Below are 23,678 nucleotides of genomic sequence, written 5' to 3'. Positions count from 1 at the left end.
GGAACCGGCCGTCCCAAGCGAGGCCTATGGCGAGACGATGCGGTGAATGACGACGTTGCGGTTCAGGTCGAAGCCGTAAGCAAACGCTTTTGGCGCGGCGAATTCTACGACAGCCTGCGGGACCTGCTGCCGTCCTTGGCCGGGCGGTGGCTGAGGCTGCGCCCCAAATCTCACGGCGATCGCGAGTTTTGGGCCTTGCGGGATGTGTCCTTCGACGTTCGTCGCGGTGAGGTGCTCGGCATCGTCGGGGCCAACGGGGCGGGAAAGAGCACCCTCCTGAAGGTGCTGGCCAAGATCATTCGGCCGACCTCGGGCACGGTTCGCATCAAAGGTCGGCTCCGTGCACTAATCGAAATCGCCGCGGGCTTTCACCCCGATTTGACGGGCCGCGAAAACATCTATCTCAACGGCGCCGTTCTGGGGATGAAAAAGGCCGAGATCGACGCCAAGTTCGACGAGATCGTGGAGTTCTCCGGCATTGCGACCTTCCTCGATACGCCGGTGAAACGCTACAGCTCGGGGATGTTCGCCCGGTTGGGGTTCGCCGTGGCGGCCCATTTGGAGCCGGAAATCCTGCTGGTGGACGAAGTGCTGGCGGTGGGCGACGCGGCGTTTCAGGCGAAGTGCCTGGGCAAGATGCGAGAAGTCGCCGGGGAGGGACGCACCGTACTGTTCGTCAGCCACAACATGCGGGCAGTGACGCAGCTTTGCACCCGCGCCATTTCGCTGAATGCGGGGCGGATCGTCGCCGAAGGCCCGCCCGAGGCCGTGGTGGCCGCCTATTTGCAGGGCGTGCTGGCCGTCAGCGGCAACGGGACCGCCGAGTTGGCCGTCCCGAAAGATGCGCCCATCGCCGTGCGAACGATGCGCGTTTGCGATGAAACGGGGAAGATCGGCAATGTCTTTCCGCGAAGTCGCCCCGTCGTGATCGAGCTGGATGGCGAAGTCCGTCGGCCGGGCGGCCGCTACATCGTGGCCGTCGATATCCGCAGCATGGATGACATGCTGCTCTTTCGCAGCCACAGTTTCGAGCAGGAGGCCTCCTACGGTATCCTGGCCGACGCGGGATGTTTTCGCCTGGCGTGTGTCATTCCCGGCGAGTTGCTGCCGGCGGGACGCTACCTGGTCGGCGTGGTCACCGCGGAACGCGGCGTCCGCGAATTCCAGCACGATCGCACGACGATGGAGTTCGAGGTCTTTCAAGATCAACCTTTGCGCGGGTCCGACATCATGTCCGCCGTGGGCGTTTTGACCCCCGCCTGTGATTGGAGGAGAATTCGCTGATGCCCACCAGCGCGCCCCGTACGCTGGCCTCGGTCCACGATATCCTGCACCGCTTGCAGCCGGCGAGCCTGATCGACATCGGCGTCGGCCACGGCAAGACCGGAGTCTTGGTGCGGGAATTCACCGACATCTGGCACAAACGTTACACGCCGTCGCAATGGACGACCCGCATCTACGGCGTGGAAGTGTACGAACAATACCGCAATCCGCTATGGGACTACGCCTACGACGAAGTTCGCGTGGGAGACGCCCTGCAAGTCTTGCCGGAAATGCCCGACGTGGATGTCATCGCCGCCCTGGACGTTTGGGAGCACTTTTCGCCCGAGTATGCGGCCGATCTGCTGGCGCTTTGCCTGAACAAGGCGGATTTCGTCCTGATTTGCACGCCCATCGTGGTCCGCGAGCAAGGCGACGTCTTCGGCAATCCGTGGGAACGGCACGTCAGCCGCTGGACGCCGAAAGATTTCACGGGGGTGAAGCACCGGTTGGTCGCCTGCACCGGCTACGACTGGGTGCTGCTGCTCTCCGATCGCAAGCCCATTCCCTACGACGTATGGCGGCTGCATCGCCGGTGGGAGCACTTGCTGCGAGGTTGGCGGGCGTTCCGGCATATCCTGCCGCACAAGAACTGGTGACCACCCCTGGATCGCCGGCGGCGGAACGGTGTCTCGCTTCATCCATGCCCCGATGCTCGCGTAAGCCAACAGCCGGACAGGGTCTTTCGAATCGCGAGGTTCCTTGATGCGCATCTTGTTCGTCGGTTTGCCGGGCAGCGTCCACACGGCCCGGTGGATCGGACAACTTCCCACCGACGACTGGGACGTGCACCTCTTTCCCGTGGAGCTGTTCCACGTTCGGGAAGAGATGCCGCCGATAACGCTGCACGACGTGGACGATCCGGCCGCGCGCCCATGCCCCGCGGGAGTTCGCGTGCAAGACCGCTTTTTCTCGACCTGGGGTTGGAATTGGCCGCTGCCTTGGGGGCGTTACCGTGCGGCCGCCCTGGCGGAACACTCGAGCCCCGTTTTCGCCCATTCCGCGCGACGCCTGGCGCGATTGATCGATCGCCTGCGGCCGGACATCGTGCATTCGCTGACGATTCACCATGCCGGCAGATTGGCGTGGCAGGCCCGCGAGTATTGTCGCAGCCCCTTCCCCACCTGGATCATCAGCAATTGGGGGAGCGACATCTTTCTGTTCGGAAGGCTGGAGGAGTATGCCGAGGACGTACGCAAAGCCGTCCGGGATTGCGACTACTATTGGTGCGAATGCCTGAGGGATCTCCGTTTGGCGGAGGATTTGGGGCTGCACGGAGCCGCCCTGCCCATCGTACCCGTGTGCGGCGGTTTCGACATCCAAGCGGCCGCGCAGGCCGGCGGTACTCTTCCGCCCTCGCAACGGCGCGTCGTGGTGCTCAAAGGGTATCAGGATTGGGCCGGGCGGGCACTCGTCGGCCTGTATGCCCTGCGGTTATGTGCCGACCTGTTGCGGCAAGGCGGATATCGCGTGGTCATTTACACGGGAGGTCGGGATCCCGAGGCGGTCCGCATTGCCGCGCGATTGTTTTCGCAAGACACCGGCGTCCCCGTCGAGCTGCTCCCCCCGCGAACGCCGCACCTGGAAATGCTGCGCGCCCACGGCCGCGCGCGGGTTTCGATCGGCCTGAACATCAGCGATTCCATCGCCATCTCCATGCTCGAGGCCATGTTGATGGGGTCGTTCCCGATTCAATCGAACACGGGGGCGGGCGAAGATTGGATCGATCCGGGGCGGACCGGAATGCTGCTGCCGCCGGAAGACCCGCACCTCGTCGCCGAAGCCCTCCGCCGGGCATTGACGGACGATGAACTCGTGGACACCGCCGCAGAACATAATCGCCGGTTGGTGGCTGAACGGTGCGGCAGTGAACGGATCCGCGAGATCGTGCGGCAAACGTATTGGGCCGTTTTCCGCGGAGAAAAGCCGACCGCTGAATCACCGCTCTATCCGCCCGAGCATCCCGCCTGGAAGCGGATTTCGGCAGCGCCGTGCGAGGTTCGAACGTGAGGCTGACGATCGCGATAGCCACGCACGGGCGGCCCGAGCTGTTGCGAAGAACGCTGGAGAACCTGGCGAGCGTCGTGCCCGCCGCTATCCCGTGCCGCATCGTGGTGGCCGAGAACGGCGGACGACTAGGGGCGGAGGAGATCGTCCGATCGACGGCCGTACCATGCCAACTGAAATACCTTTATCTCCCGAGGGCCAATCGCTGCGCCGCACTCAACGCCGTCATCGAAACGACGCAGGCGGGATTGGTCTGGTTCTTGGATGATGATGTGACCGTGGAGCGTGAGGCCGTCGAAGCCTATTGGCGGGCGGCCGCTGCCGAAGAGAACCGCTATTTCGGCGGACCGATGGATCCGGAGTTCGAGGAGCCGCCCCCCTCGTGGTTGCTGCCGTATTTGCCGCGCTCGGCCCGCGGCTGGCGATGGTGTCCGGATCGCGGCGAAGCCCTGGAAGAAGTCGGCTTTTTGGGGGCGAATTGGGCGGCTTTCACCTCCGCCCTCCGAGCCGTGGGCGGGTTCTCCGACCGGTTTGGACCGGGGACGGGTAGCGTGGGCGGGGAAACGGAAATTCAACGGCGATTGCAGGCGGCCGGATATGTCCCGGAGTATTTACCCCAAGCCCTCGTCCGGCATTGGGTGCCCCGCGAACGATGTACGCCGCGCTGGGCGCTCGGCCGAGCGTATCGCATCGGCGTCAGCGAGGGGCTCCTTCATCGCGAGACGGATGCCGGGCCGGAAAGGCTGCTGCTGGGTTGCCCCCGCTGGATGTGGCGGGAATGGCTGCGGCGATGGGGTGCCAAGTGGCGAGCCGCATGGTCGCCCGATCCCGCCGTGCGCTTCGCCGCCGCCCGCGAGGAGGCCTTGTTTCGCGGAATGATGGCCGGACGCCGCAGAGCGCTCCGTCGCCCCGCAAACGCCGTGACTTGAATTTCCTCCGTCCCGGTTACGGGTCGGATCGGCCCGGTCAGCTGGGAGGGCCGAATGGAGAGGAGCACGCGACTTTGACGATTCAACAATTGGAACGCGTCGCATTCGATGATGTCCTCGATCGCGCGGACCGACCGGTCTTTCTGATCGGCATTCATCGGCGGTGCGGCAGCAATTTTCTCTTTGACGCGCTTCGCGTCTACCCACGGTTTCAGGCCCCGCTGCCGTTGGCGGAGGACTACTTGCTCCAATACGCTCATCTTCTCCGCCGCTACGTCGATCGCACGGCCTCCGAGCAATATCGCAAGCGATTCGCCGATCAGCCGGAAGGGTACGCCGAGTGCCGAGGGGCGATGTTGCGGGCGTTGGGCGACGGCCTGCTCGCCTTCTTGAATCGCTATATCGAGCCGGGGCGCCGATTGCTGAGCAAGACTCCCGACCCGTGGGGGCTGGACCTGTTTTTCGACCTGTTCCCCGACGCACTCTTGATCGTGCTGCTCCGCGACGGCCGCGACGTGGTCGAATCGTCGCATCGCTCCTGGCCGCACCACTCGCGGAGCTACTGGATGCAGGCATTCGCCGAAAATGCCCGGACGGTGCTACGGTTCGCTCAGAACTTGTCGCCGGAACGCCGAGGGCAGGTGCTGGTGGTACGATACGAAGACTTGCTGGCCGGCCGTGAGGCGATGGAGCAGGTCCTCCGCCACGTCGGGGTCCCGTTCGATGAGTACGATTGGGATGCCCTGGACCGATTGCCCGTCCGCGGCTCGTCGGTCTTACGAGGAGGGCGCAAGGAGCTTCATTGGCAGCCGGTGGAAAGGCCGGCCGGCTTTCGCCCGGTGGGACGTTGGCGCGATTGGTCGTGGTGGAACCGATTCCAGTTTCGCCGGATTGCCGGCCGCGAATTCGAGGCACTCGGCTATCGCTGGTGATTTCACGATGCCTTTCCAGCCGGTCGATCACTCCCACCCTACGAGGAACGGACTGAGCCGATGATGGACGGACCCACGGTCAGCGTCGTGATCCCCGTGTGGAACGCCGCACGGTACTTGCCCCAGACGCTCCAGTCCGTCTTGCGTCAGACCCGTCCGCCGGAAGAAATCGTGGTGGTGGACGACGGTTCGACGGACGAGTCGGCGGCCGTGGCCGAGAAATTCGGCACCGGCGTCCGCGTGCTACGGCAGGACAACCGGGGGGAGTCGGCGGCCCGTAACCGTGGAATCGAGGCCGCGCAGGGCGATTGGATCGCTTTCCTCGATGCCGACGATCTGTGGCATCCCGAAAAATTGGCCCGCCAGTTGGCGGCAATTCAGGCCGACCCGGCGGTCGATTGCGTGCATACGAACTGGTACTTCTTCGGGCGGCAGAACGGCCGCGTGGACGTCTCGGCCGTCGATTCGGCGGAGCGCTATCGTCCCGGTCGCGTGGCGGCGGACAACCCCTTCCGCATTTCCAGCCTGCTGGTACGGCGAGAGCTGCCGCTGCGCTTTCCCGAGTGGACGCAGGACGGCGAGGACCTCATCTATTTTCTGGAATTGGTGCGATCGGCGAGGATCGCGCTGGTGCCGGAAGAGCTGATCGGCTATCGCGTGCACGGCGGAGGACAAAGTAATGCCGCCGACATGCTGGTACGGCGTTATCGCGCCTTGGTCGCCTATTTGGAACGCACCGAGGGATGGCGCGAAAGCGACCGCCGGGATATTCGCGAAGGCTTTTTGACGCTGATGGCACGCTGTGCCGCGGAGGCCCGCTTCGCCCGAGATTGGCCCCGGTATTGGAGTCTCCGCGGCTTTTTCGCGGAGTGCGGCGATGAACTGCCCGACCAGGCGACGAGCATCCTTCGCGAACGCATCTGGCCGCCGCTCGTCTACCGGATCAAGGATGTGTGGGATCAAATACGATTCGGCGTTACGGGGCGAAGCGGCGAGCCGACGGAGACTGCCTGAGGGTGACGGACCCGGTCAAAAGCGATCGCATCGGCAAGTGTTCCGCCGGCCGGCGGAGACGCGTCTTGGTTGCGGCCCATTCCGGCTGCCAAGGCGGTGCGGAGCTGTGTTTGGACGTGCTCTTGAGGGGAACGGATCCGGCGGTTTACGAGCTGGACGTCCGCTTCGCGTGCGACGGTCCCATGGTCGATCGCTGCCGTCGTTCGGGCCGAAAGACCGCCGTCGAGCCGTGGGCATGGTGGCTGGGCTTCGAGCCGTCCTGGTGGTATCGGCGGAACTTGTGGGGCAAGGGTTGGCTTCGAGTTCTCCGATATGCCGCGCTGATTCGGCGTCACCGGTTCGACCTGGTATACAGCAATTCGTCGGTGATTTTCGAGCCGGCGTTGGCCGCGCGCTTGGCCGGCGTTCCCCACGTCTGGCACGTCCACGAAATCCTGGACCCTGCATATTGGCCGACGCGGCTGGCTCCGCTGCCCGGCCTGGCCAAGCGGCTCAGTCGCTGGTCCCGCCGCATCGTTTTCGAGTCCCATGCGGCACGGCGGGTATGCGAGCCGTTCATCGACGCCGCGAAGACCCGCGTGATCCACAATCCGCTGCGATTCACCGCGGAGGACGCGGCTTGTCCCGAGGTACAGGAAAAGGCCGCCGCGCTGCGATCCGCGCTCGATCTGACACCCCAAGACGTCATGGTCCTATGGCTGGGACAGTTCTCGCCGCGCAAGGACCCGCTCTTGCTCGTGCGAGCAGCGACCTTGCTCGCCGAACGGCAAGACTTACCGCGGGTGGTGCCGGTTTTTCTGGGCGACGGACCGTTGCGATCCGACGTGGCCGCGGCCTTGGGTGACGGCGGACGGATCGGTGAGTTCGAACCGGATGTTCGCCCTTGGCTCGCCGCCTGCGACGTGCTGGCGTTGACCTCGCGGCAGGAATCGTTCGGGCTGGTGCTGCTGGAAGCGGCCGCCTTCGGGAAGCCGGTCGTCGCCACGCGCGCGGAAGGTCCCGCCGAGATCATCCGGCATGGGGAAACGGGATTGCTGGTCCCCATCGGCGATGTCGCCGCCTTGGCGGAAGCCCTCGCCGCTTTGGCCGCCAGTCATGATACCCGGCAACGGCTGGGCCGAGCCGCTCAGCGGTTCGCATTCGAGCATTTCTCGGCGGAGAGCTACGTCCGCGCCGTCCACGCGGTTTGGGGCGAGTGTTGGGAAGCATCTCCTTCGATCCAAGGGGCTGGATGAGGTCCATCGTATGACGGAACGCCCTTTGGTCAGCGTGATCATCCCGATTCATAACGGTGCTCGGTTCCTAGAGCACACCTTGCAAAGCGTCCTGCGGCAGAGCTACTCGCCGATCGAAATCGTGGCCGTGGACGACGGATCGGCGGACGATTCGTGCGAGGTCGTTCGTCGCACGGCACCGAACGCGCGGTTGATCCGCCAGGCCAATCACGGCGTGGGCGTGGCCCGCAATCGCGGTATCTTGGAATCGCGGGGGGAGTTCATCTGTTTCCTAGACCAAGACGATTGGTGGGAAGCGGACAAGGTGGAACGGCAGACGCGATGCTTTGCTCGGCCGGAAGTCGGCCTGGTGCATACCGCGGCCCGCTACTTCGCCGACGCGGACGGAACCTGGCGGACCTCCCCGGACGCAACGGCGGACCCGGCCGAATTGGTGGGCCGCTGCCGTCAAAGGCTGCTTTTGGGGAATGCCATCTGCAATTCCAGCGTCATGGTCCGGCGCGCCTTGTTCGCCCGGACCGGGCTTTGCAGCTTGGAGATTCGGGGCAACACGGTGCAGGACTACGACTTGTGGCTGCGGTTCGCCGCGGTTTGCGAGTTCGCCTATGTCGCCGAGCCGGTGACCGTGTTTCGCATCCATTCGGCCCAAGGAACCAGCGACCGCCGCGGTATGTTGCGGGAGCAGACGGCGATGCTGGAGCGGGTGTTGCGTGCCGAATCGGCCGCCGTTCGTCGCACGATGCGCCGGCGGATGGCGGAATTGTACGACCTGCTCGGCTCATTTCATCTGGATTTCCACGACGCAGCGGAGGCTCGCGCCGCCTTTCGCCGTTCCCTCCGCTGGCGGCTTCGCTTTCGCGCGCTCTTGCTTTGGGGCGTTACGTTTCTGCCCCACGGGGGCGTGAGCGGCATCCGCCGTATTTATTACCGCCTGAAGGGAATGCCGCGATGAGCGCCGCACGCCTCTGCAAACGACTGTTGCGGGGAGTCGCCTGCGTAATCGTGGCGCCTTGCGTCGCGGCATGCCGTGCGGCCGGCCTTTTGATCGGCCGGCAGCGGGCGTTCGCCGGGTGGTCGCAGCTTTTCGCGGTCTTGCCGGGGGTGTGCGGCTGTTACCTCCGCTGGGCCTTTTATCGCTGGACGCTGGCCCACTGCGGGCGGGACGGCGAGATCGGCTTCGGCACGATCTTCTCACGCGACACGGCCGAGATCGAGGACGGCGCGTACATCGGCGCCTATTGCGTGTTGGGAAACGTAACCGTGCGGCGGAACGCCCTCATCGCCTCCGGCGTTTCCATCCCCAGCGGACGCCGTCAACACCCGCTCGACCCCGTGGGTCGAGATCGCAAGCACGCGGACCAAATTCATGAGCGGATCGTCATCGGCGAAAACGCTTGGATCGGCGAACGGGCGGTGGTGATGGCTTCGGTGGGCGCGGACTGTGTGATCGGGGCCGGTGCGGTCGTCGTAAAACCGATTCCCCCGGGAAGCCTCGCTGTGGGTGTTCCCGCCCGGGTTATTCGCACCGCCGCCGGGGTCGTACCACCCGAAACCGATCGCAGAGATTTCGAGGGGGAGGACGCCGGGCCGCATGCTTGATTTGCCCGTGCAATTCTTCCGGGTGCCCGCCGCCGCGATCCTCCACGATCGCTTGAAGGCGGCGGAACCCGTGCGATTCGGCCTGCCCGTGCGGCCGGGCACGTTCCGATTGCCGGCCGCGAAGCTGATCTCACCCGACGGCGGCGAAACGGCGGCACAAGCGCGAATCACCGCCCGATGGCCCGACGGCTCGGCCCGATGGGTCCTGATCGACGCTGTCCTCCCTCCCGAATCGCCGGTCTGTGACGGTCGAGAATGGATCTGCCGCCTGGAGGAAGGCATCGAAACCGCGTGCTCGGCGGGGTCGGCGATCACGGAAGGCCGCGGATTGTTAGCATGGGACGGCCGCGGCGGCTGGGATTTCCGTCCGGCCGATCATGCTCGAAGCTCGCGGTCGCTGTTGCTCACCTGGGATGTGCGGGACGGCTCGGGGCGGATATTTCAACCGAAAGCGGCTCGGCGAATCGAGCGGCTTACCGGCCCGATTGTTTTCATCGAGCGGTGGGAAGGAAGCTTCACCGCGACGTTGCGGCCGCTACCCTCGCGTGTTCACCGCGACCTTGTGTGGCGGATGACCTGGGAGTTTTTCCCGACCGCCGACCTCGCCCGGATTCGCTTGACGTTGCGGAACTGCGGCCGGGCACGGCATCGCGGCGGGTGCTGGGACCTGGGCGATCCCGGGTCGATCCTGCTCGAGGATTTCACACTCCGTATTCGCCCATCGGAAACGGCACAAGCGTGGATCGGCCGCATTCGGGACGGTAACGCCGTGCAGACTCTCGGCGGGACATTCTCAAACGATACGCAACAGGGCGGCCCGCGCGATCGGGGCGAACCGGACGTCGTGATCTATCAGGATTCCAGCGGCGGCGAGAACTGGCGAAGTTACAACCACATCAATGCCCAAGGCCGCATTCCCTGCCGTTTCCGCGGCTTCCGCGCCGACCTGCCGAGCGGAAGGCTCGAGGGTTCTCGGGCGGAGCCGGTCCTCGCATTGCGGAACCGCGACGCTTGGCTGGTCGCGGCCGTCCCCGAGTTCTGGCAGCGTTTTCCCAAAGCACTGCGGATTTCCGCCGACGAGATCGCCCTGGGGATTCTGCCAGGGGAATGGGACGATCTCCATGAACTTCAAGGCGGCGAGCAAGTCACGACCGCGGTCTGCTTGCGCTGGGCTGCGGCTGCGCCTGAAACGCAGACATGCGACCGGGAGACGCTAAACGCTGCGGATGCGCTGCTGTTTCCGCTGCAAGCGGTGAGCGGTTGGGAGCCGTCTGCTGCCGTGGAGATCGGTGACGCGGCGGTCTCGCCGGATGCCTACGCTTCGCTGCCCGTCGCGGGTTTTGCCCAAAGGGGATTGTGCGGCGAAAACGGCCTGTTGTCGCATCGGGAAAAGGTGGACGAGTACGGTTGGCGGCATTTCGGCGACGTCTATGCCGATCACGAAGCCCGGCATTATCGCGGCGACGCGCCCCATATCTCGCATTACAACAATCAGTTCGATCTGTTGCTGGGCGCGGAGCTCCAGCGGCTGTGCGCTCGGTCGGGCGACTGGGACGCGATCATCCATCCCCTGGCGCGGCACGTGATGGATGTGGATGTCTATCACACGGACCGCGACCGCGCGCCTTTCAACGGCGGGTTGTTTTGGCTGACCGACCACTATCGCACGGCACACACGTGCACGCATCGCGCTTTCTCGCGGAAGAACGCAGCGCACCCCGGCTACGGCGGCGGCCCCAGCTCCGAGCACAACTACACGACCGGACTGTTGATGTATCACTTTCTCTTCGGCGACGAGGACGCCAAGGAGGTCGTGCTTTCCCTGGCCGACTGGGTGATCGCCATGGAGGACGGCGGGCGAACGCCTTTTTTCTTTATCGACGCCGGTCCGACGGGGGCGGCGACGGCCACCAGCGAAGCCGACTATCACGGCCCGGGGCGCGCCGCCGCCAATAGCATCAACGCCTTGCTCGACGGCTGGCTGATCTCCGGCGAAACACGGTATCTCGACTTCGCCGAGCGCTTGCTCCGCCGCACGGTGCATCCGGCCGATGAGATCGCAACTCGCCGACTTCACGATGCCGAGCGGCGATGGTCGTATACGATGTACTTCGAGGTCGCGGCCCGGTACCTGCAACTCAAGCAGGCATGGAACCAATGCGACGACGCCTACGCCTACGCGGCCCGATCGCTGCTGCATTACGCTTGCTGGATGCTGGAGCATGAACGCCCGTTTCTCGCGCGGCGCGACGAGCTGGAATATCCGACCGAGGTCTGGGCCGCGCAATCGCTGCGCCAGGCCAACGTGCTCTGGGCGGCGTCGCGGTTGGCGGAGGGGGATCTGCGCAAGCGTCTGCGAGAGCGTGCGGAAGCTTGGACCCGGCAGGCTTGGCACGATCTGTATGCCTTCGAGTGCCCGGTCAATGCGCGAACGCTGGCCGTGGCCTTGACCGCGGCCTTGAGAGGGGCGTGCCATCGCCGGGCGCCGCCGCTGACGCCTCCTTCCGCGGGGCATCCGGATTGGGCACCGCCCGAGCCGTTTCTCCCTCAGCGCGTACGTGTCAAGCAGTCGCTACGTCGGCCCGCGGGTTGCATCGCGTCCTTGATGCGCGCGTTTTATCCGCCCACTCTCATCCGACTCTTGAATCTGCTGCGAACGTGGCGAAACTGAGTTATGGGAGCGATCCGGCGAAGAATGCGGCGATCCGGCTCGCCGCGAGACGGGTCGCCGGCCGGAAGAGCCATTGAAATCGGATGGTTGTGCATGAAACCGAGCGCCGACGAGGGGCCGTCGCGGGATCTCCTGCGGTGGTTGCGTCCGACGTATTATTTCTCTCGCATCAGCGATTTGTCCCCGGAGTGGCTCCAATCTCAAGGGTTGGAAGGGTTGTTGCTCGATTTGGACTCCACCCTCAAGCCCTATCGCCAAGCGACCGTCGCTCCGGAAACCGCGGCATGGATTCGTCGCGTGCAGGCGGCGGGAATCCGGCTGTGCATCGTGTCCAACGGTGGGGGAAGACGCGTGGCGGTGACGGCCGAAGAGCTGGGAGTACCCTTTCTCGCGCGGGCGTTAAAGCCGTTCCCCTGGCGATGCCGCCGGGGAGTGCGGCTGCTCGATGTGGCCCCCTCCGCCGCGGCCATGGTGGGCGACCAACTCTTCGCCGACATTTGGGCCGGGTATTGGGCGGGGATTCGCACCATTCTGATCGTCCCGCTCTCCCCCGAGCAAGAGCCGTTCGTCACAAGATGGAAACGCGGATTGGAACGCTGGCTCCTCGCCCGGTTGGGTGTGACTCCTCGTCCGGGAGCGGAGCCGTCGCTCGCCGCACCGTCGCCGGAGGCGCGGCATGACTGAAGCCGCCGCGCCCTGTCGAGGCCCGCTTTGGTGGGAACTGCTGCGACTCGCGCGGCCCGAGTACTGGTTCAAAAACGGGTTCATGCTCTTGGGCGTCATGCTGGCGGTTTTTTACCGGCGGCAAACCCTGGGCGAATGGCCGACCGACCTCGCGGCGTGGTTGCAGGCGGTCGTCGGCTTCGCCGCCGTGTGCTTGATCGCCTCCTCGAATTACGCCCTCAACGAATGGTGCGACCTGGAGTCCGATCGGTACCATCCGGAAAAGCGGAGTCGTCCCTTGGCGGCGGGGCGACTGCCCCCTTGGTCGGCCGCCGTGCTTTGGGCGGTCCTGGCGGCGGCGGGAATGTCCTTGGCAATAACCGTGAATGGCCCTTTCGTGGCGGCGGGCGGGGCCTTGTTGGGAATGGGGATCGTGTATAACGTCCGGCCCATCCGCGCCAAGGATTGGCCCTACATCGACGTGCTCACCGAATCGGTCAACAATCCGTTGCGGCTGTTTCTCGGATGGTTCACCATCGTGCCGGACCGCGTGCCGCCGCTCTCCCTGATCTTCGCCTACTGGATGGCCGGCGCATTCTTCATGGCCGCCAAACGGCTCGCCGAAAAACGAAGCCTCGGCTCCGACGAGACGGCCGGAAGGTATCGCCCTTCCCTCGGCCGCTACGCCGAGAACGATCTGTTGATGCAGATGTTTTTTTACGCCTCGGCCGCCTCCTTGCTCCTGGGCGTGTTCATCGTCCGCTATCACGTGGAGTTGATCTTGGCCGTTCCGCTCGTGGCGGGTGTCTTCGCCGCCTATCTCCGCCTCACGCTGGCACCCGGCAGCGTCGCACAGCAGCCCGAGCGATTGTATCGCGAGCGCTGGTTGATGAGTTACCTGGCGATGTGCCTGGTCGTATTTACGGTCTTGATGTTCGTGGAATGGCCTTGGCTCCGGGCGTTGATCAACGTCGATGCCTCGGGCGTCCCGCCGATCTGGCAGTTGTGAATCCCCGCCCGTGAATTCCGGCAAGTTCTCCGAATCGTCACCCGACCTCCCTGCCGCCGGATCCCCGGATTCCGTGCCGATCCACCAAATCGTTCACAGTCTGGCGGTGGGAGGAGCGGAGGTCTTGGCCGTGCGGTTGGCCGTGAGCCTGTTGCCTCGGTATTGCAGTCGCATGATCTGTCTGGACGAAACCGGGCCCCTGGCGGAGCGCGTCGCCGCGGCAGGATTGCACGTGGAAGTATTGGGGCGCGGGCCGGGCTGGGATCGCGCCTGTGCCCGGCGGATGCGGCAACTCCAACGCCGGCAGCGACCGGCCGCCGTCATCGCTCATCAATTCACGCCGTATTTCTATGCCGCTTGGGGGCGCGGTCTGCGACGCCGGCCCCCGCTGGTGTTCGTCGAGCATGGGCGATTCCACCCCGATCGGCCTAACCCCATCCGAAAAATCTTCCATCGGTTGATGCTCCGATCCTGCGACCGCGTCGTGGCGGTAGGCGAGGCCGTCCGGCAAGCCTTGATTCGCAACGAAGGCATCTCCGGGCGCAAAATCCGCGTCATCTACAACGGCGTCCCCGTGGATCGTTTCCGCCGGAATGAGGAATCGCGACGCAAGCTCCGAACGGTATGGGGACTTTCCGAGCGGGATTTCGCCGTCATGCAGGTGGCCCGCTTGGATCGCCTCAAGGATCACATCACGGCCGTCCGCGCAGCCGCCTGTTCAAGCTCTGAGCATCTGCGGTGGTTCATGGTGGGCGACGGCCCGGAAAGGCAGGCCGTGGAGGCGGAGATCGCCCGACTGGGCCTGCAAGGCCGGGTTCAACTCTTGGGCGAACGCCGCGACATTGCCGAGTTGCTGTCCGCCGCCGATGCCTTCGTCCTCACCAGCATCAGCGAAGGCATACCGGTGACGGTACTGGAAGCCATGGCGGCTGAGCTGCCGGTCGTGGCCACACGGGTGGGCGGACTGCCCGAGCTGCTGCGCGAGGGCGAAACCGGATTGCTCGTCCCGCCTGAGACCCCCGAAGCCGTCGTCGGTGCCCTCCAAGTCTTGATCGACGATCGGGAAAAGGCGCGAATGTGGGGACAGGCCGGCCGGAAACTCGCTGAATACCGGTTCAGCGAAGCCCGGATGCACGCCGAATATCGCCGACTCTTGGAAGAGATTATCTTGCCGCACCGATCGGGCGGTAGGAACGACGTATCCGCCCCGAAAGGTTCGCCGTGAGCGACGACTTCCCTCGGCAAGGCTCGCTGATCGTCTTTGCCGACGATTGGGGGCGGCACCCGTCCAGTTGCCAATATCTGGTGCGGAACTTGACGCTTCGGCGGCACGTGCTGTGGGTCAACACCATCGGCATGCGGCGGCCGCGGCTGGATCGCACCACCTTCCGCCGCGGATGGGAAAAGCTACGGGAATGGTTGAGGAGGGATCGCCTCGCCTCCGGAAAGCCGGAGGCGGTGCAACCCGCGGTTGTGCGGCCTTTGATGTGGCCGAGCTTCTCTCGCCGTTGGGAGCGCGCGTGGAATCGGCGGCTTTTGGCCCGGCAACTGGAGCCGCTGATCGCCGACCTCCCCAAACCGCGAACCGCGGTAACGACGATTCCCATCGTAGCGGATCTGCTGGAATCGCTGCCGGTGGATCGCTGGGTCTATTACCGCGTGGATGATTTCCGCCATTGGCCCGAGATGGACGGCCGCGTCATGGCCGACATGGAGCGTCGGTTGATTTCCAGCGCCGACCGCATCGTGGCTGCAAGCGAGCGTCTCCAACAAGGCGTGGAAGCCTTGGGCAGAGACGCCGTTCTGCTCACTCACGGCGTGGATTGGCACGCGTGGCAGGAGGTCGCAAAGGCTCCGCGTGAACTTTGGGAACAGGCCGAGGCGTTATTCCGCCCTCTCCCGCCGCCGCGATCGGTCTTTTGGGGATCGATCAACTGGCAGATGGATGAGGACATTTTGGCGGTCCTCAGTCAAAGATCGGAAGGCGCGATCGTCTTGGTCGGACCGGTGACCGATTGCCCCGCCGGCATCCTTCGGCTTCCGCGAGTGCGAACCGTCGGAGCGGTCAAGCCGGAGCTACTCCCTCTCTTGGCCGAACTCTCCACCGTCCTCATCATGCCGTACAAGAATGGGCCGGGACTGGAGGAATCACAGCCATTGAAGCTCAAGGAATACCTCGCCACGCGACGGCCGGCGGTGGTGCGGGATCTCCCCGCCAATCGTGTTTGGCAAGACGCGCTGGACTTGGCGAACTCGCCGGAAGAATTCTTGGAAGCCGTGCGATTGAGGATCCATACCGGCTTGCCGCCGGCGCAGGAGCTGGCGAGGCGGAGGGTTTGCGAAGAAAGCTGGGAGAAGAAGGCCGCCGTCTTCGACCGCATTCTGTTCGAGGGCCTTTCGCCGGGCTGAGCCGATGTTGCCTTTTTTCCACAGGCTGCGCCGCGGGCGACGAGAGGAAGCGACGCCCCTTTGCCGATGGGAGACCAAGAACCGCTTCGCCGCACGGGCTTCGGCCGAGCTTTAGCCCCATTCTTGCCGCTCGCGGTTGTCGATCGCCGAATTGGCACGCCCTTCGCAATGAGGGTTCGACGCGGCGGATCAATCCGTCGATGTTGCAATCCCACTTGCCGTACCGAGAAAGGACGAGCGCATGAAGCGATTCGGCACGCGAATTCTCGATCCCGTTTTGGATCATCGACAGGTGGAATGGCGGCTGGTACCCGCGGAGGAGTGCCCTGACGCGGAAGCTGAGGCCGATATCATACGGCGATTCTTTCGCACGCCGCACGAGCCTTGGGAACCGCACGGGGCGTACGTGGAGCCGGTCGAGGTCCGCCGCACCCGGCGCTGGGTGTTGTTCCGGCAAGTATCCGGCCTTCAGGATTGACCGGTCACGGTGCCGTTACGAGGCGAGCCAAAAAAAGCACCGGCCTTCCCCAAGACGGAAAGGCCGGTGGGCTTGTCCTTGTGACGCCGAACTCGACTCAGGAGTCGAGTCCGTCAAGTTTACCGCAGCAGGGCCAGAACGGCCTGCGGGTTCTGATTCGCGATGCTCAACACGGACGTACCGGATTGCACCAGAATTTGAGCGCGCGTCAGCTTGGCGCTCTCGGCCGCGAAGTCGGCGTCGCGGATGTTGCTTTCCGCCGCGGTCAGGTTTTCCAAGGCGTCGTTCAAGGAGCTGATGTTGGTCTCGAGCGTCGTGCGTTGGAAGGCGCCTAACCGTCCGCGAAGATTGGTGACCAACGAGATCACCTCATCCACCACGGCCGCCGCGCCGATCACGTCGTTGGTCAGCGACTTGCTGCCGCCCGATCGCAGCTCTTGCAGGCGTCCCGAGGCACCGCCCAGCTTGGCGGTATTGACGCTGCGAATGCCGATTCGGGCCTGTTGATTGGAGACGACGTTCGGGCCCAACTGGAATTGGGCGCCGCCGCCGACGATCGAGAACGTCATGCGCGTCCCGGCCGCCACGGTCGCGGCGAGGCTGAACGTCAAGTCCACCGCCGCGGTATTGATGGATGCCGTCAAGCCGGTGGTAACGGCTTCGTAGCCGTTGACCCGGATCCGGGCATTGGTACCGGTGGCGCGGTCGGCCACCGCCCCCGCGGAGTTCTTCATCACGAAGCTGCCGCTGAGGGCTTTGACCGAAACAAAGGCGTCGCTCCCGTAATCGGTAGCCTCGATGGTCAGGCCGGTGTTGGTCTCGTCGCTGTTTCCCAACAGGGCGGCGCCCCATTCGCTGCCGACATCCACGACGCCGCCGGAGAGTTCGGCGTAGTCGGAAATGGTCACGGCAGCCGCACCGGTACCGCCGGTACCCACCGCCGCCGTGAACAGGGCCGAGGTCGTGCTATCGTTATTGATGGCCGTGATCACTTGGTTGGCCGTGCTCACGCCCGACTGGATGCCTACCGTCAGGGTCTTCGTGGCGGCGTCCCAGGTCACCGTCTCGGATCCGGCCGTGGCGGTATCCTCGAAGACCAGCCGCACGCCGTTGTAAGCGGCCCCGGGCTGCACCGCGGTCAGTTTGACTTGGGCGTTGCGACCGTTCACGGCGTAGGTCGTGCCGGAGGCCTGGGCGTCTTGGAGCTGGGTCCCCGCCGTGGCGAAGGCCAGATCGCTCGTGGTCGGAGCCAACAGGCCGGAACCGTCGCTCCCCTCGGCGTTGCTCACGCTGATCCCCAAGGGGGCCAGGGCGGCCGCATTGGCCGGGTCGTTGAAGTAGTCGATCAGGTCCTGGGCCGTGGTCGTGACCACGCCGTCGGCGGTGGTCGCCAGGTGGATCAGGATCGTCCCTTCGCTGACCACGCCGCCCGACGTCGTGGCCAAGGTGCCGGTCATCGAGGCGTGGATGTTGCCCGAACCGTCGCTCGTGCCGAAGTGCGTGGCGCGGAAGAACTTGCCCGCGTAGCTGTCGTTGTTGAGCAGGTTCACCACCTGCGCCGCCGTCACGCCGCCCGTGATGTCCACGTTGAACGTGAGGGTTTTGCCTTCCGCATCCCAGACCACGGTGTTGTCCGTGCTGTCATTGAAGACGATGTTGACGTCGTCGTATTCCTTGCCCTTGAACCGCGAGGTGATCTGGAAGGTGCTGTTGGCGTTGACGCCCTGCACCAGGGCCGAGGCGAAGCCGGTGACCTGCGGATCGGTGGCCAGATCGACGCTCAAGGCCTCGCCCGGCGTGGAGACGAAGCGGATGTTGCGGGAGCCTTCCGGCCCGAGGAACTGGAGCCGGTTGTTGGCCTCGGCGGTGCCGTAGTAGGCGTATTCCTGGAACTCGCCGACCGTGCCGTAGCCGTTGTTGCCGGCGGCCAGCGAGGCCGTGACCACGGCGGCGGCGGCCGAGCTGTTGATGGCCGCGACCACGTCGTTGGCGGTGGCAATGACGTCGCCGCCGGTGACGCCCCCCGCGGTGGTGAAGCCGGCCCAGGTCCCGTCGGCGACGGCCAGCGTGCCGGAGCCGTCGGACTCGCCCACGTGCGCGGCCGTGAAGAGGGCCGAAATCGTGGCGTCGCTATTGATGGCGCTGACCAGGTTGGCGGCCGTGGTCACGCCGTCGTTGATGCCGATGTTCAAGACCTTGGTCGTGTGATTGTAGCTGAGCGTGATCGGGCCGCCGGTGTCGGTGACGTTGAGCGTGACGCCGTTGAACTCCTCGCCCTTGATGTTGGCGGTAAGGCTGATGGCGTTGTTGGTGCCGGTCGGATTGACCTCGCCCGAAGCCGCCACCCATTGCCGCGTGCCCAGTTGGACGTTGATCAGGGCGGGGGTGGCACCGCTGGCCGCAGTATAGGAAACGGTGGTCGAGGCGGAGCTGCCCTTGGTGTACTTCACGCGGATGTCGCCGGCCGCCTGGCCCGCCTGGTTGGCCGTGATCACCACGTCGTTGTCCAGGCCGAAGCTGGACGTGGTGATGGTGCCGGCAGTGGCCTCGGTTTGGACGACCGCCCGGACACCCAAGGCGTCGGACACCAGATTGATGGCCTGGGCCATGTCGGTGATGCTGCTGCCCGCTGCGAAGCTGAAGGCCTCAGCGCCGTTCTTACCCGCGATCTCGAGGACCACGTCGTCCGCGATCGCTCCGTAGGAGTATCGCAGGCTTCCCTTGGTAGCTTGCGACACGACATCCAGGTTGACGTCGATTTGGCTCAGCGTGCCGAAGTTGGCCTGATCGATCTGGAGGCTGGTGATCTTGCTGGTATCCACTCCCGAGGTAATGAAGTCGAGACTGCCATCCAGGAGCCGCTGACCTTGAAATTGGGTCACGTTGGCGATGCGGTCGATGGCCTCAAGCGAGGAATCGATTTGCAACTGATTGGCCTGGATCTGCTCGGCCGACAGGGCGCCCGTGTTGGCGGCCTCGGAGACCAGCCCGCGGATGTCGTTCAGCAAGGAGCTGACCTGGCCCAAGGCGCTATCCGCGGTGGCGATCATTTGGTTGGCGCGTTCGCTATTGGTGATCGCCTTCTGCGTGGCCGTAATATTGGCCCGCAGGGCCTCGCTGGCGATCAAACCGGCGGGGTCGTCCTTGCCCACGTTGATTCGCAGACCGGTGCTCAAGCGGGTCAGGGCTTCCTGCAACTGAGCTTGCGACCGAGCAAGAGTCTTTTGCGCGGTCAAAGAACTGACGTTGGTGTTGATGCGGGTCATGGTCTTTCACCTTTTCACAAGGAACAAGCGGGATTTTGCCGGCACGGGATGCCTCGGCTTTGGCCGTGGCGTCAGTCGACCTGTCCAAGTGCGGGCAAGGAAGGGCGACCGACCGTGTGTTTTGGATTACCTTGGTTTCCGTCTCCCGTCTCGACGAAAGGGGTTGCAATGATGGACGACACACGCGAACGCTACAGCGAGTTGCCGCATCCAAGCGGGCGCAACTCCGTGCCCTAGGCAACCGCTATCGAGGGATATCGACTCGACACGCTGGGATGTTTAGGTAACATGGATAACATCCAGTTTTCGCGGTCGATACCTCTCATTTTGCGTTTCGTCACGCAAATGTAGGTCACAAAAACGAAACCGGCCGCCGCGAGGGAGAAAATTCTTTCGCGGCGGCCGCATCTTCGATACAAGCGGAATTCCGCTGGCCGAGCGTGCCGACTGTATCACTTTTTCGATTCATCGGCGGCGGTGTCGGTCGCGGAGCCTTCCGCGGCCTTGCGCTCTTTTTCACGCTGAATCGCCTCGTACACTTCCTTGCGGTGCACGGGAATTTCACTGGGAGCCTGAATTCCGAGACGAACTTTATCGCCCCGAATATCCACCACCGTGATGACGATGTTGTCCCCGATGATGATGCTCTCGTCTCGTTGGCGAGATAGGACAAGCATCGGATGCTCCTTCACCTGGAATTGTTCGGGTTGGGGATGACGGGCCCGGGCGTCGAGTCGCTGCCGTTCCGCGTGATTGGGGTCTTTATGCTCTCCGCGACCGGGCCTGGCTTTCTAGCCCGCCAACACTTTGCTCTTCCCCGGGGCTTGGCAGACGCCCCTGCGCGAACCGTTGGTTTGCACGTCCTTGCGGGGCGTCTCGGCACATCAAGCGGCGAAACAACGCCGCGCGGAGACCAAGGACCGCCGCCGTCCATAATCGCTTCGGCAAAAAACCACTCCCTAGCCCAATCCCATTGACTCCGCTCGGGTTATACCGAAAAAGCCGAGAACGAGAGGTTGCCCGCAAAGCCCGCCGGCAAGCGTCCATCCGGCAATTCCCCTACCGCCTTACGAACCGCCCTCAATACAGGACATCGTGGATTCATGCGACGGCACGAGGGGTGAACCGTGCTGCCGAGCCTTGAACATCGGCCCAACACGGATTCGAGGCTCAACAGCCTCCGTTGACAGCCGAGCAACGCTGGGTGCCGATCATGGAGGCCATGCGGAGCCGGCCATCGGTCTTGCCGCGGACCGTCGGATTCGTCACCATGACAATGCAACTTTTGACATTCGGTCTGCCCGGAAAATAGTCTAAACGCTCCGCATCGGAGCGAACCTTTGCGAGCGGTTTGAATCCGACATGGGAATTGTGCGATATTGTCGGCGATGGTACGCGTTCTTCTGATCGGTGACACGTCTTGGCCGGAGTTTTACCCCTGCATCAGGCTGTTAGCCGATATGCGCGGAGTTCGCATTCGGCGGCGGCCATCCCTCGCTGCGGCGGCGGATGCACCGGACGAGCACGATTTGGTGATCATCTTGCAGCGATATCCGGGCGAGCATCAGGCCAAGGACTTGGAGCGATTGCGGAACTCCCAGCCGCTTGCCCGATTTGTCGTCATTCTGGGAAGCTGGTGCGAAGGCGAGGGTCGCTCCGGAGAACCGTTGCCCGGCACGCTGCGCTACTACTGGCACCAGTGGATGTCGTCGGCCCAAGAACAGTTGCGATTGTTACGGGCGGGAAGGAATCGGGCGTGGAGTCTGCCGCCCACGGCCACCGACGAGGACCTCGTCTTGGCCGAAGCGAACACGGTTACGGCGACGAAGGGGCCGCGGGCGGAGAGTCCCGTTGCGGAAAGGATTGCGCCCCTCCTGCTGGTCATGTCGCGGGACTACTCGGTTTTCGAATCGTTGCAATCGGCGGCCCGCCTGTGGGGAATCACGGCGGAATGGCGCCGCTTAAACGCAGGACTTCAACCCCTGCCGGATGGAACGGCCGCCGTGGTGATCGACGTGGAGCGCGACGGCGAGTTGCCCCCGCGGCGTCTCGGCCGGTTTCAAGCCAAGGCGGGCGGCAAGGCACCGGTACCCATCGCCCTCCTAATGGGATTTCCGCGCTCGCACGATGTCCAACGCTATCTTCGGGCCGGGGCAACGGCCGTGCTGTCGAAACCTTACGCGCTCCGCGACTTGGAGCGAATCCTCCTTCCACAGCTTTATGATGATGCGGCCTAGAGCTTGGGAAAGGGCAAAATCATGAGACTCGCGAGCGTGTTGGTTCTTTCGCTGCTGATGACTCCCGCAGCCGCCGCGGACGCCCCGCCATTTCGCTCCGTCGCTTGCGAGGGCGTTTACCCGCATCATTTGCAGGGTATCGCGGTGGATGCAGGGGCGATCTACTGGTGCTTCACGACGACCCTGGTAAAGACCGACCTGAGCGGCAAATTGCTCAAGAGGACGGCCGTGGCCAACCATCATGGAGACCTTTGCCATCACGACGGCAAACTGTATGTCGCCGTGAATCTGGGCAAGTTCAATCATCCCGACGGAAATGCCGACTCGTGGGTCTATGTGTACGACGCGGATTCCTTGAGCGAGATCGCGCGGCATCCGGTACCGGAGGTCTTTCACGGAGCAGGCGGGATCGGCTTTCGCGACGGGCACTTCTTCGTCGTGGGTGGTTTGCCCGACGGCGTCCCGGAGAATTACGTCTACGAGTACGACGGCGATTTCCGATTCATCAAGCGGCACGTCATCAAGAGCGGCCACACACACCTCGGCATTCAGACGGCAACTTTCGCCCACGACCGCTGGTGGTTCGGCTGCTACGGCACGCCGCCGATTCTGTTGGTGACGGACGCCGATTTCCGGATGCTCGGCCGCCACGAATTCGATTGCGCGCTGGGAATCGAGGGTCTGCCGGGTGGGCATCTGTACGTCGCGAACGGTGGGTGCGGAGGCTCGGGGTGCACCGGAAACGCGCGACCGGCGGTCCCCGATCCCGACACCGGGCTGCGCATGCTCTCGGACGGAGGGCGGTAATGCGCGGCAAAGAAAGGCGTCCGTGAATCCGTTGCACGCCGCCGCTACGTTCGATTCCTGCGGACATGAAAGGAGGGAGCGACCAAGAGCGTCCTTTCACTCACTCCATCCCCGCGCGCATGCCCCAATGCAAAGCACGCGACTCTACGGCACATCGGCCGACTCCGTTCCGGGCGCGCTACGCTCGGTTTCCGCTCCGCCGCCCGATTCGGCAGATCCGTGAACCCCTAGCAGGGGACATTTCCATTCGAGGCTGACAACCCTCGGCGAATCGCCATTGCCAAAAAGTCGCCCCGGTCGCTAGCATGAAGGCGATGGTCGCGGCGGGCGCCCGCCGACAAGGATACCTCTTCATCAAAAGGGAGGCCTGACCATGGCCGGAACCAAGATTTCCCAGAAGGACCGCGCGAAGAGGCAGGGCAAGGAAAAGAGTACGTCAGATTCGGGAACGGGGGAGATGATTCACGTTGCCGCGATCGTGGAGTTGCAGCGAACCACGGTGGAATTGTGGCACCACATGCCGTTCAAGAATCCCTATCGCGGATTCCTGGCCCTGGTCTGTGAGCAGCATCGGCGCAACTTCGAACTTTGGCATGAAGAGGATCGGGCCCGCGACCCCACCGCCGATGACGCTCAGATCGCGGCGGTCAAGCGGCGGATCGACAAGCTGAATCAAGAACGCAACGATTGGATCGAGCGGCTCGACGCGGCGCTGTTGCAAATCATGGACGGCTGGGGCGTGCGGCCCCGCGCCAAGGCTCCGCTCAATACCGAAACGCCGGGAAGCGTGATCGACCGGCTCTCCATCCTGGCCCTGCGCATCTACCACATGGAAGAGCAGGCCGACCGGGCCGACGCCGACGAAGAACACAGGGCCGCCGCCCGGGCGAAATTGGCCGTCTTATTGCGCCAACACGCGGACCTCTGCGAGGCCTTCGAGCAACTGTTGGGCGATCTGTTCGCCGGACGCCGCCGCACGCAGGTCTACCGGCAATTCAAGATGTACAACGACCCCAACTTGAACCCTTATCTATACCGCGCTGCGACGCGTCCCGCGGCCTGATCGGTCGCTACGGCCCCAGGACGATGTCGGTCGAACGCA

Annotated in this window: 20 protein-coding genes; 18 read left to right on the top strand and 2 right to left on the bottom strand. The window is 64.3% G+C overall.

The window, feature by feature from the left end:
* Nucleotides 1-42 precede the first annotated feature (42 nt).
* From ACZ5B4_RS00155 to ACZ5B4_RS00085, 15 genes are all read left to right on the top strand, one after another.
* Nucleotides 43-1,284, top strand: a complete 1,242-nt coding sequence (locus ACZ5B4_RS00155) for an ABC transporter ATP-binding protein (protein ID WP_464912411.1) — start codon at nucleotides 43-45, stop codon at nucleotides 1,282-1,284.
* The gene (locus tag ACZ5B4_RS00150; RefSeq protein ID WP_464912410.1) at nucleotides 1,284-1,919 is read left to right on the top strand and encodes a hypothetical protein; all 636 of its coding nucleotides are present in this window, start codon (nucleotides 1,284-1,286) and stop codon (nucleotides 1,917-1,919) included. Before ACZ5B4_RS00155 ends, ACZ5B4_RS00150 begins: the two co-directional genes overlap by 1 nt.
* A gap of 106 nt (nucleotides 1,920-2,025) precedes the next feature.
* Nucleotides 2,026-3,330 (top strand): glycosyltransferase, encoded by a 1,305-nt coding sequence (locus ACZ5B4_RS00145; protein WP_464912409.1) that lies wholly within the window; start codon nucleotides 2,026-2,028, stop codon nucleotides 3,328-3,330.
* The gene (locus ACZ5B4_RS00140) at nucleotides 3,327-4,256 is read left to right on the top strand and encodes a glycosyltransferase family 2 protein (protein ID WP_464912408.1); all 930 of its coding nucleotides are present in this window, start codon (nucleotides 3,327-3,329) and stop codon (nucleotides 4,254-4,256) included. The genes ACZ5B4_RS00145 and ACZ5B4_RS00140 overlap by 4 nt, the downstream gene beginning before the upstream one ends.
* Nucleotides 4,257-4,330: 74 nt before the next feature.
* Nucleotides 4,331-5,188, top strand: a complete 858-nt coding sequence (locus tag ACZ5B4_RS00135; RefSeq protein ID WP_464912407.1) for a sulfotransferase family protein — start codon at nucleotides 4,331-4,333, stop codon at nucleotides 5,186-5,188.
* A 60-nt stretch (nucleotides 5,189-5,248) separates the two neighbouring features.
* Nucleotides 5,249-6,202, top strand: a complete 954-nt coding sequence (locus tag ACZ5B4_RS00130; protein ID WP_464912406.1) for a glycosyltransferase family 2 protein — start codon at nucleotides 5,249-5,251, stop codon at nucleotides 6,200-6,202.
* Between the two features lie 2 nt (nucleotides 6,203-6,204).
* Nucleotides 6,205-7,437 carry a glycosyltransferase gene (locus tag ACZ5B4_RS00125; protein ID WP_464912405.1) on the top strand — a complete coding sequence of 411 codons (1,233 nt, stop codon included), beginning with the start codon at nucleotides 6,205-6,207 and terminating at the stop codon, nucleotides 7,435-7,437.
* A 10-nt stretch (nucleotides 7,438-7,447) separates the two neighbouring features.
* Complete coding sequence (locus ACZ5B4_RS00120) at nucleotides 7,448-8,389, top strand: glycosyltransferase family 2 protein (protein ID WP_464912404.1); 942 nt, start codon at nucleotides 7,448-7,450, stop codon at nucleotides 8,387-8,389.
* On the top strand, nucleotides 8,386-9,036 hold the full coding sequence (locus tag ACZ5B4_RS00115; RefSeq protein WP_464912403.1) for an acyltransferase: 651 nt from the start codon (nucleotides 8,386-8,388) through the stop codon (nucleotides 9,034-9,036). The genes ACZ5B4_RS00120 and ACZ5B4_RS00115 overlap by 4 nt, the downstream gene beginning before the upstream one ends.
* Nucleotides 9,029-11,707 carry an RIFT barrel domain-containing protein gene (locus ACZ5B4_RS00110; protein WP_464912402.1) on the top strand — a complete coding sequence of 893 codons (2,679 nt, stop codon included), beginning with the start codon at nucleotides 9,029-9,031 and terminating at the stop codon, nucleotides 11,705-11,707. Before ACZ5B4_RS00115 ends, ACZ5B4_RS00110 begins: the two co-directional genes overlap by 8 nt.
* A 93-nt stretch (nucleotides 11,708-11,800) precedes the next feature.
* Nucleotides 11,801-12,391 (top strand): YqeG family HAD IIIA-type phosphatase, encoded by a 591-nt coding sequence (locus ACZ5B4_RS00105; protein ID WP_464912401.1) that lies wholly within the window; start codon nucleotides 11,801-11,803, stop codon nucleotides 12,389-12,391.
* Nucleotides 12,384-13,379, top strand: coding sequence for a UbiA prenyltransferase family protein (locus tag ACZ5B4_RS00100; RefSeq protein WP_464912400.1), 996 nt, complete (start codon nucleotides 12,384-12,386; stop codon nucleotides 13,377-13,379). Before ACZ5B4_RS00105 ends, ACZ5B4_RS00100 begins: the two co-directional genes overlap by 8 nt.
* Before the next feature lie 73 nt (nucleotides 13,380-13,452).
* Nucleotides 13,453-14,604: a glycosyltransferase gene (locus ACZ5B4_RS00095; protein WP_464912399.1), complete on the top strand. Its 1,152-nt coding sequence runs from the start codon at nucleotides 13,453-13,455 to the stop codon at nucleotides 14,602-14,604.
* Nucleotides 14,601-15,788, top strand: a complete 1,188-nt coding sequence (locus tag ACZ5B4_RS00090) for a glycosyltransferase family protein (RefSeq protein ID WP_464912398.1) — start codon at nucleotides 14,601-14,603, stop codon at nucleotides 15,786-15,788. Before ACZ5B4_RS00095 ends, ACZ5B4_RS00090 begins: the two co-directional genes overlap by 4 nt.
* A 241-nt stretch (nucleotides 15,789-16,029) precedes the next feature.
* Nucleotides 16,030-16,266, top strand: coding sequence for a hypothetical protein (locus ACZ5B4_RS00085; RefSeq protein ID WP_464912397.1), 237 nt, complete (start codon nucleotides 16,030-16,032; stop codon nucleotides 16,264-16,266).
* 119 nt (nucleotides 16,267-16,385) lie between these two features.
* Here ACZ5B4_RS00085 and ACZ5B4_RS00080 read toward each other — a convergent pair whose 3' ends face one another.
* Both ACZ5B4_RS00080 and csrA read right to left on the bottom strand, forming a co-directional pair.
* Nucleotides 16,386-19,532, bottom strand: a complete 3,147-nt coding sequence (locus ACZ5B4_RS00080; RefSeq protein WP_464912396.1) for a flagellin N-terminal helical domain-containing protein — start codon at nucleotides 19,530-19,532, stop codon at nucleotides 16,386-16,388.
* Nucleotides 19,533-19,984: 452 nt separating this feature from the next.
* The gene (gene csrA, locus ACZ5B4_RS00075; RefSeq protein ID WP_464912395.1) at nucleotides 19,985-20,209 is read right to left on the bottom strand and encodes a carbon storage regulator CsrA; all 225 of its coding nucleotides are present in this window, start codon (nucleotides 20,207-20,209) and stop codon (nucleotides 19,985-19,987) included.
* Nucleotides 20,210-20,920: 711 nt separating this feature from the next.
* Here csrA and ACZ5B4_RS00070 point away from each other — a divergent pair.
* The 3 genes from ACZ5B4_RS00070 to ACZ5B4_RS00060 all read left to right on the top strand — a co-directional run bounded on the left by ACZ5B4_RS00070 (nucleotide 20,921) and on the right by ACZ5B4_RS00060 (nucleotide 23,639).
* Entirely contained in the window at nucleotides 20,921-21,769 is an 849-nt protein-coding gene (locus ACZ5B4_RS00070) for a hypothetical protein (protein WP_464912394.1), read from the top strand.
* 21 nt (nucleotides 21,770-21,790) lie between these two features.
* Nucleotides 21,791-22,576 carry a hypothetical protein gene (locus ACZ5B4_RS00065; RefSeq protein ID WP_464912393.1) on the top strand — a complete coding sequence of 262 codons (786 nt, stop codon included), beginning with the start codon at nucleotides 21,791-21,793 and terminating at the stop codon, nucleotides 22,574-22,576.
* Nucleotides 22,577-22,949: 373 nt separating this feature from the next.
* A complete protein-coding gene (locus ACZ5B4_RS00060) occupies nucleotides 22,950-23,639 on the top strand; it encodes a DUF4254 domain-containing protein (protein ID WP_464912392.1) in 690 nt (229 codons plus the stop codon).
* Nucleotides 23,640-23,678: the final 39 nt, after the last annotated feature.

Source organism: Thermogutta hypogea, from assembly GCF_055386265.1.
Note: the sequence above shows the minus strand (reverse complement) of the source record. Positions and strands in the feature narration are given on the sequence as shown.